This window comes from Paenibacillus sp. GCM10028914 (assembly GCF_042666275.1).
Classification (GTDB): domain Bacteria; phylum Bacillota; class Bacilli; order Paenibacillales; family Paenibacillaceae; genus Paenibacillus_AQ.
Window position 1 is genome coordinate 84,047 of record NZ_JBHTFO010000001.1, and the last position, 12,719, is coordinate 96,765.

General features: G+C 40.6%; 14 protein-coding genes and 1 pseudogene. 12 read left to right on the plus strand and 3 right to left on the minus strand.

Annotated elements, in window-relative coordinates; all coding sequences use genetic code 11:
• The first annotated feature begins 255 nt into the window (after window positions 1–255).
• From ACFQV5_RS00420 to ACFQV5_RS00465, 10 genes are all read left to right on the plus strand, one after another.
• Complete coding sequence (locus ACFQV5_RS00420; protein ID WP_379242473.1) at window positions 256–1,026, plus strand: sugar phosphate isomerase/epimerase family protein; 771 nt, start codon at window positions 256–258, stop codon at window positions 1,024–1,026.
• A 43-nt stretch (window positions 1,027–1,069) separates the two neighbouring features.
• Window positions 1,070–2,125 carry an ankyrin repeat domain-containing protein gene (locus ACFQV5_RS00425; protein ID WP_379242475.1) on the plus strand — a complete coding sequence of 352 codons (1,056 nt, stop codon included), beginning with the start codon at window positions 1,070–1,072 and terminating at the stop codon, window positions 2,123–2,125.
• 61 nt (window positions 2,126–2,186) lie between these two features.
• Window positions 2,187–2,666 (plus strand): hypothetical protein, encoded by a 480-nt coding sequence (locus ACFQV5_RS00430; RefSeq protein ID WP_379242477.1) that lies wholly within the window; start codon window positions 2,187–2,189, stop codon window positions 2,664–2,666.
• An 86-nt stretch (window positions 2,667–2,752) separates the two neighbouring features.
• Window positions 2,753–3,556, plus strand: coding sequence for a hypothetical protein (locus tag ACFQV5_RS00435; protein ID WP_379242479.1), 804 nt, complete (start codon window positions 2,753–2,755; stop codon window positions 3,554–3,556).
• A 26-nt stretch (window positions 3,557–3,582) separates the two neighbouring features.
• Entirely contained in the window at window positions 3,583–3,858 is a 276-nt protein-coding gene (locus tag ACFQV5_RS00440; RefSeq protein WP_379242481.1) for a hypothetical protein, read from the plus strand.
• A gap of 74 nt (window positions 3,859–3,932) precedes the next feature.
• Complete coding sequence (locus ACFQV5_RS00445) at window positions 3,933–4,394, plus strand: DinB family protein (RefSeq protein WP_379242483.1); 462 nt, start codon at window positions 3,933–3,935, stop codon at window positions 4,392–4,394.
• A 68-nt stretch (window positions 4,395–4,462) separates the two neighbouring features.
• The gene (locus tag ACFQV5_RS00450; protein ID WP_379242485.1) at window positions 4,463–4,846 is read left to right on the plus strand and encodes an Imm10 family immunity protein; all 384 of its coding nucleotides are present in this window, start codon (window positions 4,463–4,465) and stop codon (window positions 4,844–4,846) included.
• A 213-nt stretch (window positions 4,847–5,059) separates the two neighbouring features.
• Window positions 5,060–5,473, plus strand: coding sequence for a MarR family winged helix-turn-helix transcriptional regulator (locus ACFQV5_RS00455; RefSeq protein ID WP_379242487.1), 414 nt, complete (start codon window positions 5,060–5,062; stop codon window positions 5,471–5,473).
• Window positions 5,474–5,497: 24 nt separating this feature from the next.
• Window positions 5,498–6,136: a nitroreductase family protein gene (locus tag ACFQV5_RS00460; RefSeq protein ID WP_379242489.1), complete on the plus strand. Its 639-nt coding sequence runs from the start codon at window positions 5,498–5,500 to the stop codon at window positions 6,134–6,136.
• A 10-nt stretch (window positions 6,137–6,146) separates the two neighbouring features.
• The gene (locus ACFQV5_RS00465) at window positions 6,147–6,446 is read left to right on the plus strand and encodes a putative quinol monooxygenase (RefSeq protein ID WP_379242491.1); all 300 of its coding nucleotides are present in this window, start codon (window positions 6,147–6,149) and stop codon (window positions 6,444–6,446) included.
• 160 nt (window positions 6,447–6,606) lie between these two features.
• On the opposite strand, the gene ACFQV5_RS00470 is transcribed toward ACFQV5_RS00465, so the two are convergent.
• Together ACFQV5_RS00470 and ACFQV5_RS00475 are read right to left on the minus strand one after the other, a co-directional pair.
• Entirely contained in the window at window positions 6,607–7,932 is a 1,326-nt protein-coding gene (locus ACFQV5_RS00470; RefSeq protein WP_379242493.1) for a sensor histidine kinase, read from the minus strand.
• Between the two features lies 1 nt (window position 7,933).
• On the minus strand, window positions 7,934–8,620 hold the full coding sequence (locus ACFQV5_RS00475; protein WP_379242495.1) for a response regulator transcription factor: 687 nt from the start codon (window positions 8,618–8,620) through the stop codon (window positions 7,934–7,936).
• Between the two features lie 195 nt (window positions 8,621–8,815).
• Between ACFQV5_RS00475 and ACFQV5_RS00480 the strand changes: the two are divergent.
• Both ACFQV5_RS00480 and ACFQV5_RS00485 read left to right on the plus strand, forming a co-directional pair.
• A pseudogene (locus ACFQV5_RS00480) lies at window positions 8,816–9,846 on the plus strand (DJ-1/PfpI family protein).
• A gap of 46 nt (window positions 9,847–9,892) precedes the next feature.
• A complete protein-coding gene (locus ACFQV5_RS00485; RefSeq protein WP_379242497.1) occupies window positions 9,893–10,522 on the plus strand; it encodes a DUF2306 domain-containing protein in 630 nt (209 codons plus the stop codon).
• 88 nt (window positions 10,523–10,610) lie between these two features.
• Here the strand turns inward: ACFQV5_RS00485 and ACFQV5_RS00490 are convergent, their stop codons facing one another.
• Complete coding sequence (locus ACFQV5_RS00490) at window positions 10,611–12,623, minus strand: Na+/H+ antiporter (protein ID WP_379242499.1); 2,013 nt, start codon at window positions 12,621–12,623, stop codon at window positions 10,611–10,613.
• Between the last annotated feature and the right edge of the window lie 96 nt (window positions 12,624–12,719).

Below are 12,719 nucleotides of genomic sequence, written 5' to 3' on the forward strand. Positions count from 1 at the left end.
AGTCTCCAGCTGAAGACTGCCGTTCCTTAAACTAACGGGCAGGATAGCTCAAATAATTTCGCGAATATTCTACATATGGAATTGTTCTAGTGGTTCGTAAAATTGATGTCATATGAAATCGGCGCGAAGTATGAAGACACTTTATAACCAAGAAGGTGATGCTTTGAATAATAATAGATTGGATAGTATTCGTATAAGGTGCGATTCTGATAGGCTAACTCGGCACGCGCTACAAAGTTTGGAGGGGGTATCTTAATGATTAGCATTTATGATTGGTTTGGTTATGAATTGCCGATTGGAGAACGTTATAAGTTAATAAAAGAAGCCGGATTTGATGGTGTTTTGTTATGGTGGAGTGAAGACTTTGGCCGGGGGTATTACCGAAACGGACCGCAAATTGCGCGGGAAGCGGGCCTATTTATAGAAAACATCCATGCGCCTATCCAAAATCAACATGACCTTTGGCTGGACAATTTGAATGGTGAAGCCTTAACTGACTGCTATTTGAAGTGCATTGAAGATTGTGCCAATTTTGAGATTCCGACAATGGTGGTGCATCTACCGGATGAAGACCATCTACATAATGCATTGGGACTGGATAGGATCAAGAGAATTGCTGACAGAGCTGAACAGCTTAATGTTAATGTTGCACTGGAGAATTTATGGAATCTTACCAATTTGGCATATATGCTGGAGCAAGTAGATTCTCTTCATATTGGATTTTGTTACGACTCTGGACACCATTATCGTTATTATCCAGACAAAGACTTATTATCCTTGTACGGTTCTAGGTTGATGGCAGTACATTTGCATGATGACAATGGGAGTTATGCCCAGCATGGATTGCCCTTTGACGGTACGCTTGATTGGTCTACAATCATGCGAAGAATAGTAGAAGTGAATTATCCAGGCCCGATTTCTATAGAGGTTATGAATTGGGATTATACGAGTTTAATGCCTAAGCAATTTTTACATGAAGCGTATAAGCGGGCCAAAAGGCTGGAAGCGTTATGCAAAACTGAATAGTAGAGGGTAACTTTAAACTCTGACTTAAGGAGAGAAAGTACATATGGGCAGAAAGAAAAAAACTTTACCTAAAAATTTTGATGAACTCATTAATGTAGGCGACATATCAGCATTAAAAGAAGTATTTACCCATTGTGAATTAGATGCTCGCGGTGGTTTCAGTAAATCAACAGCCTTGAGTTTTTTTGAAATACCAAATGAATTGGTTCGCTGGCTCGTGGAACAAGGTGCTGATATAAATGCAAGGGACAATTACGGAAGAACGGCTCTACATCAGCATGCAATTAGTTGGTGTGGTAATACGGAATTGCTGCTTGATTTGGGTGCCGATATAGAAGCCATTGATTATCAAAATGAGACACCTTTATTTGCCGCTACAGGTTCATTTAAACCAGATGCGGTTCACACGTTGGTAACTAGAGGTGCAAATATCAGCGCAGAAAACAACATGAAACAGACTCCATTAGAAAAAGCTTTGGCAGTGTGCAGAAACGCGGATATTGTGAATATGGCGCCAATTGCTGATATTTTGCTTAACGCTGGAACAACTGTAACACCAGAAATGAAAGACTCTATTAAGCGAATCGGAAAAGATTTTGAATTTCATAGAGAAGGCTTTAATAAAGAATATTTGCATAAAACCGATGAGGCGCTTCTACGCCTATATGAGCTATTTGATGTCTCCCCAATAGAGAAGCGAAAGACGCACGACGGCACCTCTTCAATAACTGTATCAACTGAGGGATGGCAGGCGCAGCATAATGAACTCTGGAGTTTACTCATACCTTCAAAAGGCCATGCGAAAACCGTACAGGGTGAGGTTATACGTATTACTGGTAAAGTATCATACGAAATTCTAGATAATGGTGGGATCAACTGGGATAATCAATATCGCAAAATGCTCAATAGTTTAATACATTACTTTAACCAAGGTACGTCATTAAATCCCGCCGCGCTACAGGAGGCAGTAACTTTAACGAAAGATCTTCACAACGGAAATGGTAGTCATGAACCTGCGAGACTGTGCGAACTGGCAGTGCACTGGGTACTCAGCAATCCAAATCCTATAGCGCTGGAACAGCCTGACTATAAGAGATAACTTATGTTTGTGTTATTTAATGTAAATAAACTTTTTTAGGCAAAAAAGATCGGAGGAGCACATGAATATATCTACAGTTCAAAAAAAGTTAGAAGAATTGAGTGAAATTAATTATGAAGTTCATATTGGTAAGTCTAATGAAGTGAATTTTCTCAAAATCATGATTCTTAAGTTTATTGGGGAGTATGGTTTTGGTTCAGCAGGTAATTCAGACGCGATTTTTATGAGAGCCATGGGTGAGGCAGTTTTAGAAGCTTGGAATCCAGGGGGACTCATTATAGATTTAAGTGAATTGTTTTATGAGTGGGGAGATCAACTAGAAGATGTATTTTATGTTGGCAGCTACAAGTACAGAGATAGACCATTTCCGATTGCAATAATTGTTGGGGATAAATCTGAGGAAGCTATTAGAACCCTCATACTAGGGATAGTGAGTACTGAAGGAATAGATGAAATTGGATGGGTATTCAAGGATTTATCAAGTGCTTGGGAGTACATTGAAACTAAATTAAAAGAATATAATTCACAAAAGTTGTTATAAAACAATAAGCAATTTTTATCTCATGAGCTATTACAAATACATATTATATAACGTTTTACTATAGCGAAAAATAGGAGGTGATTGTCTTGATCACGGGAATCGCAATTTATGATACGGAGAATATTAACGCGCCTGAGGCTTTAAACATCGGATTGTCCTTTTTTGATGCGATCTGTGTCAGCGTGAACGCCGCAACGTATTACAAATTTTTAAGCAATGGAGATCACGAAGGGGATCACGAACTGTTCGATATTCCTCTCGACAGTTTAAAAGAGAATGTGTTAACCGGAGCTTGCGATGCGTTCTGGCTTTACCATGAGCGAAAGGGAGCGGTACCCTGGTATGCAGCATTCAGCCGAGAAACCGGGGATTATGGAAGCTTTCCGCATCTTTCCGCAGTTTGCGAAATTTCAATTGATGAGGTGTATGCCCCTTTGACATCGTGGCTTGCAGATTTAGCAAAGCGATTTCCCCGCTTTTCTTATGGGATTATGTATTCCGCTGAAAAAATGACTCGTGCGCATCAATATGCGGCAGGAAATAACGGGGTAACATTGTTACCATACGAGAACGGTTTTGCATTTAAGAAAGAGACGCCCGGCATGTATAAGGGGAAGGGGCGGTATTCAGGGGAAAAGCTCCGGATGGTTTACCCATGTAACCTGGTGAACAGTCAGCACTTGCAGATCGAAATTGATGGGCTAAAGCTAGTGGAATGGATTAGAAGTAGTAAAGAACGTGGCAAGTTAACGAATCTTGGGGACGAGCACTGGCTATGGGAAGTGGAGCCAACATATCTCGATCAGGTCAATCAAGCTTGTGGAGAAGCTGGCCATCTGCTGGCATGGAAGCCTTTGCTCCCAAAGAAGCCGAAACGAAAGCTACCATGAAATCAATGAAAGGAAGAGTGCTGACTATGAGATACACCGATTATATCCGCCTGAAAACAGGTGGATACCAATCTGTAGGAATGTTTGGCGACCATATTTATGCGTATGAGGTCCTAACAGGGATAACTGACTCCCCGGAGTACCATCAAATTTCTAAGACTGAGTTCGATTCGTTTGAAACATGGAGCCAAGAGGATATTACAGATCGTAAAAAACTGTGTGAGATCATTAACCGCCCTGTCATCTGCAGCGGTTATCTGGGAAGAGCCGAGTTGGATACTTCGCTGCTTCGTGATATTTAGCCGAGAAGGACAAAAACTTGTATTTCTTAGCTGAATTGATGACCTCAATCTAATAAAAAATGGAGAAATAGAATATGATAAAACTCTTTCAATATAACTGGAGAATTCGGGATGAATGGTTTGATTTATGTAACAAAATCCCTGAAGAAGAACTACTTCGTACTCGAATAGGTGGAGCAGGAAGTATTTTGAAGACTTTATTTCATATTGTAGATGTGGAGTACAGTTGGATTGATGGAATATCAGGAAATGTAGTAATGGATCCCGATTATGAAGATTATAAAACTCTAGAATTAGTCAAGGGCTTGTCTAATGAATATCGCCTTATTGTTCAGAAATATTTGGACAGTTGGACGGATGATATGGAATACAATAAGGTAAAAGTCGAATGGATGGAAGATGAGTTATATAAAGGGGAAGTATTGAGACATATCATTGCTCATGAGATCCATCATATAGGTCAACTGTCTATATGGGTGAGGGAAATGGGCATTAAACCAATATCAGCTAACTTTATTCATAAAGGTTTTATGTAAGCCAGTCGCAACGTTCCGTTAATAACTTTTTTTGAAGTACTAAACTCTGCAGAAATTGGTGATATGTTATGAATACTCTATTAAAAGCATCATTTATATATTTTGGGATTGAAGATGAAACGCTGATCATTGGTTTTGCAGATGACGAGTTTGAGACCAATGATTATCTGTTACTTCAGAAGTCATTATATCTAGATGACAATCAACTATTAAATCAAATCCATATTACAATTAATAATCAAGATAGATCTAAATATGGAGGGATAGTGAGTATAAGTCAAGGGACTAAGCTTATTACAATTATATTAACCAATGAAACTGCAGAATCTTTAAAAGTGAGTACTCGAATAGACATTGAATATGATATAGACGATGAGAAACGCCAAACATTAACTGATTATTTTTATAAACTTAATGTAGACAATGAGATTATTTTTGAAGTGCATAGATGAACAAAGTGATCTAGTGTAATCAAATAAATGACAGCCTAATATGCCACAACAGTAGCAGCTGTCAGTTGATCGGCTGCTGCTGTAATAAGAGGCAGCAAATAATTTAGACTTGATTTTTTTTAAATAAAGATTTATCATTGACCCATCAACCTTTGACGGGTCAATGAATTTGAGGAGGTCTTTATCATCTCTACATGTCTTAAAGATGATCTGTTGTACTTGCTAATGCATTTAAACAAGCATATTGCGACCCGGTTTGAAAGATGTGCTGGAGTTAGTCCCAATCGGCTCGAACTGCTCTGTAAACTGACGGGTGGCCAAATTAGCCAGTCGGACCTGCAGAAGGCAGTGTCTATTGATCCAGCTGCGGTGACCCGTCATGTTCAGCAGTTGGAAGCGGAAGGAATTCTTCTACGAACTAGGTGTGAGAGCGACAATCGGATTACGCTAGTTCAGCTAACCGAAGAAGGCAAAAGTAAAGTAGCAAAGTTTCAAGCGGAGAAAGATCGATTTCTGGAGGAACTGCAGGCAGACCTCTCGGAATCAGAACGCCTTGGGTTTATTCAAGCTTTACGAAAGCTGAACAGCCAGATTCAACAAATGACCGAACCAAGTAAAACCAATTAACTATAGAGATTAGGAGAGAATAACATGACTGTAACATCCTTAAACAATGATTTTAAAGAAATTATTACTTCACGGCGCTCTGTGCGTGTGTACGATCCAACGGTTAAAATCAGCCGTGAGGAAATGACTGAAATTTTGGAAGAAGCGACTTTAGCACCATCTTCCGTTAATCTTCAGCCATGGAGATTTCTTGTCGTTGATAGCCCAGAAGGTAAATCGACACTTGAAGAGCTTGCACCACGTAACAAAACACAAGTTACAACTTCTTCTGCAGTCATTGCAGTGTTCGCTGATATGAACGCATTTGAATATGCTGACGAAATTATGGGTTCTGCTGTGGAAAAAGGGTATTTACCGCAAGAGATTAAAGATCAAATGATGGCTAACTACACCGATCTTTTTGAACGTATACCAGCGCAAGCTTTTCGCGAAATGATTCTTATTGATAGCGGCTTGGTATCCATGCAACTAATGCTTTCTGCTCGTGCCCGTGGATACGATACAAACCCAATTGGTGGATTTGAGAAAACACGAATTGCAGAAGCATTTGGTATGGAGAAGGAACGTTATGTACCGGTTATGCTCATTTCTGTAGGTAAAGCTGCTAAAGAAGCACGTAGAACAACTCGTCTTCCAATTGACCGTATTGCGGAGTGGAAGTGAGGTTATGGGCATGATTATTATTCATGCAGAAATGCAAGTAAATCGTGAAGTTGAAGCAGAATTTTTGGAGTCCGTACAAGAGCTTATTGAGTCCTCCCGTGCGGAATCTGGAAATGTGTCGTATAAGCTCTTGAAGGATACTGGTAAGGATGACACATACCTCATGGTCGAACAGTGGAAAGATCAAGAAGCAGTAGAGGCTCACAATGCGAGCAGCCACTTTCAGGCATTCGTAGCTAAAGCTCCACAATACTTGACAGCCCCGCTAAATGTTCAAGCTTTTATAGGTCAACCTATCAGCAGCAAATAATTAAATACTAAATACTACATTAAAGTCGCTTATTAAGCGGCTTTTTTTGTGCTATCGGAACAATCATTACTTACAAGACGGGTATGAGTGATTAACATCGATATAATATTTAATAAATTTTAGTGAAAGACATGCAATAGTCTATTTGGATTGAGGGGGATTATGAAATTACAGGTATCCAACCTGTTAGCAGTGCCCCTCCTTCCGAATGGTTATCTGCGGAAAGTTCGCCTCCATGCAGCCTTATAATTTTTTGAGATATGGTTAGCCCTAATCCGCTGCCTCCGGTTGAACGATTCCTGGATGTTTCGCCTCGATATAGTGGTTCAAAAATTCGCTGGAGTTCTTCCAAGGAGAAACCTGGGCCAGTATCATGTATCGTAAATCCGATCTTGTTATCAGCTTTATGACATTGAACAATAATTTCGCCATAGGCGGGTGTGTATCTGACGGCATTATCCAACAAATTGTTCATCGCACGCTCTAACAAATGAATGTCGCCTTTAATGAAGCAGTCGTCTGACGTATGGCTCGAAATTGAGATGTGCTTTTGCTGGGCCAAAGGACTTAGGTTATCAATTGACTTCTGAATGATGACTTTTAGATCTATTGTCTGGTTGTGGAGTTTCATCTCCACATGCTCCATCTTTGAAAATGTGAAAAGGTCTTCTACTAACCGATCCAATTGCGCCGATTTCTCTTTACATACGGCTATATATTTGGCTATTTGTTCTGGAGATTGGGCGATGCCTTGCTCCAGGCCATCCAAGTAACCTCGTAAGGCGAACAACGGGGTTCGTAAATCATGCGCGATTGCTGTGATTACGAATCGGCGTTCTTCCTCTAATTCCGCTTGTTTCTGAAAAGATGCTCGAAGTCCTCCTACCATCACTTTGAAACCATCGCGTACCTCCGAGATTTCGGTGATTCTGGATGGAGGCAACTCCATCTCCCAATCACCTGCGGCAACTTGTCTAGCTGCAAAACTCATTTTTTCAAGAGGTTTCATCAGGAATCTTCGCATTTCAACTCCGATAATAAAGAAAGCGAGTAATAGTCCAGCTATTATCGAAATGATTAGTGTTGTATTTGATTTCGGCATATAAATGAAGGCATTTCCAAGTAACCTGCCGTCTTCTATGACGGAGAACCGTTCGGTTGAGGACAACCTGCTGCGCTTCTCTTTATTAGACCGATAAATTTCCTGATCTGAAGCGGATATAATAACCGCCTCCATCTGAGTTTGCTGCAGTTGGGTATCTAATCGATTTTGCCAACTCGGGTCCCGCCACTTGTCCGTGTTGCTTTCGATCAGTTGTATGATCTTGTTCAAATTTTCACTCATAATTTCATCACGCGGACCTTCTTTTGTGAAGCTGAGTGTTCCTGTCTCCATGAAGTGAGCTGAGACAAAGAAGATCCACGGTATTATCAGAAGTAAGAAAAAGATCAGTATTATAAACGAACGAATTCGAAGCGTTCTCATATTATCCTCCCTCAAAGCGATACCCGATTCCCCATATGTTGACCAGGTATTGAGGGTGATTCGGATCGGATTCGATTTTTTCACGCAGACGACCGAGATGCACCCGAATGGTATGCCTATCGCCCACTCCATTCCACAATTTTGAGAGGAGCTGTTCATATGAAAATACATGTCTAGGGTGTTCGAGAAATAGTTGTAATAGCTCGTATTCCCTAGGCGTGAGCTCTACATTTTTCCCATCTACCGTAACTTCCCTTGAAGATAGATTTAGCTTAATGTGACCAAAATCCAAGATTCTGTCCTCCATTTGCTGTTGAGAAGCAGAACGTCGCAATACAGCCTTTATTCGGGCTACGATCTCACCGGGTGAAGCAGTCTTGACGATATAATCATCACCGCCGAGTGTCAGCCCACGAATCTTGTCCACATCATCACTGCGTGCACTTAAGAAGAGGATCGGAACGTTACTCTCCGCCCGAATCCGGCGGCATAACTCCAATCCGTTCTGTCCCGGCATCATGATGTCAAGAACAATACAATGGATGGAACTTTGTTTAAATGAGGCCCATGCTTGAGTGGCATCGAAAGCAGTTATTACTTTGAAATTTTCAAATACTAAGAAGTCCTTCAATAGTTCGACAATACTTGGGTCATCGTCTACTACCAGTATCGTAAGCTCTTCGATCATGAATATCCCACCTTTGAGCCTAGTCTATCATTTTTTTAAAAAGAACAAGCGTAATTTCATGTTTTGTTATGTAATGTTTATTCTTTTGTTACCTTTGTTCAGCTTTGTTTGAGATATTCATTTGTTATGATTTTTTGTAGGACGATTCGCAGTGGAGGATTAAAGCACTGACTTTAAATACTAGGGGGTTTATCCATGTTATCGGTTCAAATCGTGTTATTTGATGGCTTCGATCTTCTGGACGCTCTTGCGCCATATGAGGTTTTTTGCGCTGCTGAAATGTATGCTGAAAACGCGGTAAGCGTAGAAATCGTCACGGCCGAAGGGCCCAGATCCGTCGCTAGCGGCACTAAAGGGTTAAAAATTGAAGCGAGCGGCAGACTGAACCCGGAACAACCGGGCATCATTCTCGTACCCGGTGCGTCGGGTGACGTGAAAAGAGAGGGTCCTGATTCTCCCCCTGTCATTCTGTCACGGGCCATGAATACAGAATTGACTGGAATGATTGGTCAGGCACTTGAGCAAAAAGACATCATTGTCGCCACCGTTTGCGGCGGTTCTCTGTTGCTGGCCATGGGAGGGCTTTTGGAGAGCAGACCAGCAGTAACGCATCATATGGGCATGGGTGCACTTGGAGCAACCGGTGCCGTTCCCGTCCGGGCACGCTTAGTGGACGACGGCAACCTCGTTACTGGCGGCGGTGTTACTTCAGGACTCGATGTAGCCCTGTATCTGGTGGAACGAGAGCTTGGGCCGCGCATCGCACTTGAGATAGAGCAGCTGTTCGAATATGAACGGAAAGGAACGGTATGGCGGGAAGAGGGAATCGTGCCTAGCTCTCATATCGAAGTGCCCGACGAAGACACGAACATCGAAGCGAATAAAGTGGAGATGACTTACACCAAGGACATAAAAAAACCGAGGAATCGGATTTCAACGGGGATTGGGATGCGACAATCGCTACACCTGTTGGGAAACTGGAGGTCAGGCTCTCTATCTCCATAAGTAACGGGACCATCCAAGGAAAGGCCACACAAGGGGATGAGGTGGTCGAGTTTATAACCCCATTAATTCAAGGTAACAATCTTATCTGGTCGCTTCGTATCACGAAACCCATGCGATTAAATCTGAAATTTGAAGTGGATGTCGACGGAGATCAGATGACCGGAATCGCTAAGGCCGGTATACTGCCGGCATCCAAATTAACAGGCAAGCGGATTTTCTAACTTACCCATGGTTAACAACAGTAAAATAGAGGGAGCTTTGAATCGCATGAAGAATCGGAAGTTATTATATAGACTTTTAGCCTGTATCAGTATTGTATTTATCCTTTATAGTTTGGTGGCCAATTTTATTAGTGATCCCGGTGCTACGGGATTTCTAGGCCATAAAATTGGCTTGAAGCGGGAGCTTAATCTTCCTGCTTGGTTAACCGTCATGCGAGTTCATGTTGTGTTTGCCTGTGTCGCTATGGCGGCGGGGCTGCTAAACTTTTCGAGTAGAATTTTTGAAAAAAGCCGCAAATTCCACCGTATAAACGGTTATGTTTATTTATTGTCCGTACTTGTTGTCGTGACTACTTCCGGATACATGGCGCCTTACGCTACTGGTGGAAAAATAAGCAGTATTGGATTCAACGCTCTTAATATGATATGGCTGATTATCACCATTATAGCGCTCATACAAATCAAAAAGAAACGAATTCTCCAGCACCGGAACGGGATGATTCGAAGCTATGCTTTTTGTTTTACGAACATGTTTATTCATCTTATTACGACCCTTTTTCATCAAGGATTCGATCTCAGTTATGTCACCAGCTATACAATTGGCGTTTACGGTTCTATTGTGCTTTTACTAGTCATCCCTAGCATCATTATTAAAAGAATTGGTCAATCCGTGTAGAGGGCTGCCTAGAAAAGTCAATGAAAGTAGTGAATCCTATCAAAAAAAGGACCTTTGAAAGGTCCTTTTTTTGATGGGATAGCTGTTCTTAAATAATATTAGATTCTTCTTTCAGATCGTGTTCCATTAACCATAGGTTGTTTTTTAATTCTTTCATGATTGATCTTGAAATACGACCAGCCTCAAACATGGACTGAATTTGATCCCGTTCTAGCTGAATCCCTATTCTGGATAATTCCTGTAACGCTGCGTCAAACTCTTGTCTGGTAGGAGCATCGGTTTTACTTCCAGTTAAGAGAATCAGTTCTCTTTCATAACGAGCAATGAGCGAACTTACAATCTCAATATTCGGCGGCTCCTCTGATAATAAGCTTTTTAAATGATCAAGAATGTAAAATATATTGTGTTTTCTCAGTCGATTTAGCTCTGCTCTTCTTTCACGAATGCTTAACTTAGAAGTACGGAGTACTTCTATCATTTCAGGCAGATTCTTGAAGGAAGGCAGCTCTTTCTTATATTGATGATCATGTGTGTACATGAATAGCAATTTATTCAATCTAGTTAAATACTTATGGGCTATGAATGGATTTACACTTTTGTTATTGATCGCTTGAAGTGTACTTTTTCTTTCCCATTTCAATATTTCAATAGTTAGTGATTTAACTTGTTGATTTGAAGCTTCATTCATCTGAAGAGATTGAATTCTTGCCGCATACGTACCGATAATATGACTTAAAGCTAACTTGTTCTGATCGGTTACCTGTTCGTGTAAACCAGCAATGACGTTCCGAAGCATGTCGATCTTAGCTTGGATTTCATCCTTGTTATGTTCAGCCTGGGACTCTTTTTTTAATAAAAGAGGCAGTAGATAATTTGCGCCAAGCAGTGTCCATACAATCACGCCAGATGCTAGAAAAATAATCAAATCTCTTGCTGGAAAGGGATTCCCATTATCCAGTATGAAAGGAAGGGACATTGTACTGGCAAGTGTTATCGTACCACGTACACCCGATAAGCTAAGAATGAGAGCATTTTTAAGCTTATGCTGCCATGATTGAGATTGGTTCTCCGACTGTGGAGAAATGTTCATGATGAGGACCCAGATCATACGAAGTCCTAGCAGCGCCACTGTTAATAATAAAGAATAGAAAATCAATTGAACATGTCCAATATACGAACTGCTCCATATGGTTTGAATGATGTCTGGAAGCTGAGTTCCCAAGAGTAAAAATACCAATCCATTTAAAACAAAAGCAATAACAGACCAGGTGCTTTTGGACACAATGTTTAATTTAGCAATTTCCGGATGTAATTTCTTAAATCCTAAAGAGTGAGCAATACCTGCGCTAACCACCGCAAGGATTCCGTTAACCCCTAGTTCCTCTGCTAATAAAAATATGGCGAATGGGGTCAATAATTCAATGAGCATATGAAGTGTAACGTTCTCCATGCCAAGTCTTCTCAGCCATCTAACGAATACATATTTCACCAGTGTTAACATTAAACCTAGTACAATGCCCCCTAGTGATATGAGAACAAAGCTGATACTTGCAGTCTTAAGAGAAAATGCTCCTGTTACCATAGCAGCCACCGCAAATTGAAAAGAGACTAGGCCGGAAGCATCGTTGATCAAGGACTCTCCCTCTAATATTTTCATTGTTTGATGCGGAATTTTTATTTTTTCTTCCAATGCGCCTACGGCTATAGCATCGGTAGGAGCTAGTGCAGCTGCGAGTGCAAAGGATGCTGCTAACGGTATGATCGGCAGAAGCCAATTCATAAAGTAGCCAAGTGCCAATACAGTCATGAAGACTAGTCCCAATGCCATTAACAGAATAGGTTTTTTTAATTCCCATAATGATTTTTTATCTGCATTTCTACCATCATAGAATAATAAAGGTGCGATAAATAGCACTAAGAACAACTCAGGATTTAAGGTTAATTTATAATCCAAAGGTAATAGAGTAATTGTCATTCCAAGGATGATCTGAATGATTGGAACAGATAAAGAAGGGATAAATCTGTTTATCAAATTGGATAATGCAACTGTTGCTAGCATAAGTAAAATAAACTCGAACAATTCCAATGTTAACTTTGCCACCTTTTCTGAGAGTTTGTTTATTGTCGTTATTAAATTATAACGAATTTAAATTTGATAGGACAATATGTATACAGAACAACACAATCAGATAAAGGA

Bases quoted from the DNA above. Each gene is read 5' to 3' on its own strand.
- ACFQV5_RS00420 (WP_379242473.1), top strand. From the start codon at position 256: ATGATTAGCATTTATGATTGGTTTGGTTATGAATTGCCGATTGGAGAA.
- ACFQV5_RS00425 (WP_379242475.1), top strand. From the start codon at position 1,070: ATGGGCAGAAAGAAAAAAACTTTACCTAAAAATTTTGATGAACTCATT.
- ACFQV5_RS00430 (WP_379242477.1), top strand. From the start codon at position 2,187: ATGAATATATCTACAGTTCAAAAAAAGTTAGAAGAATTGAGTGAAATT.
- ACFQV5_RS00440 (WP_379242481.1), top strand. From the start codon at position 3,583: ATGAGATACACCGATTATATCCGCCTGAAAACAGGTGGATACCAATCT.
- ACFQV5_RS00445 (WP_379242483.1), top strand. From the start codon at position 3,933: ATGATAAAACTCTTTCAATATAACTGGAGAATTCGGGATGAATGGTTT.
- ACFQV5_RS00450 (WP_379242485.1), top strand. From the start codon at position 4,463: ATGAATACTCTATTAAAAGCATCATTTATATATTTTGGGATTGAAGAT.
- ACFQV5_RS00460 (WP_379242489.1), top strand. From the start codon at position 5,498: ATGACTGTAACATCCTTAAACAATGATTTTAAAGAAATTATTACTTCA.
- ACFQV5_RS00465 (WP_379242491.1), top strand. From the start codon at position 6,147: ATGATTATTATTCATGCAGAAATGCAAGTAAATCGTGAAGTTGAAGCA.
- ACFQV5_RS00470 (WP_379242493.1), bottom strand. From the start codon at position 7,932: ATGAGAACGCTTCGAATTCGTTCGTTTATAATACTGATCTTTTTCTTA.
- ACFQV5_RS00475 (WP_379242495.1), bottom strand. From the start codon at position 8,620: ATGATCGAAGAGCTTACGATACTGGTAGTAGACGATGACCCAAGTATT.
- ACFQV5_RS00485 (WP_379242497.1), top strand. From the start codon at position 9,893: ATGAAGAATCGGAAGTTATTATATAGACTTTTAGCCTGTATCAGTATT.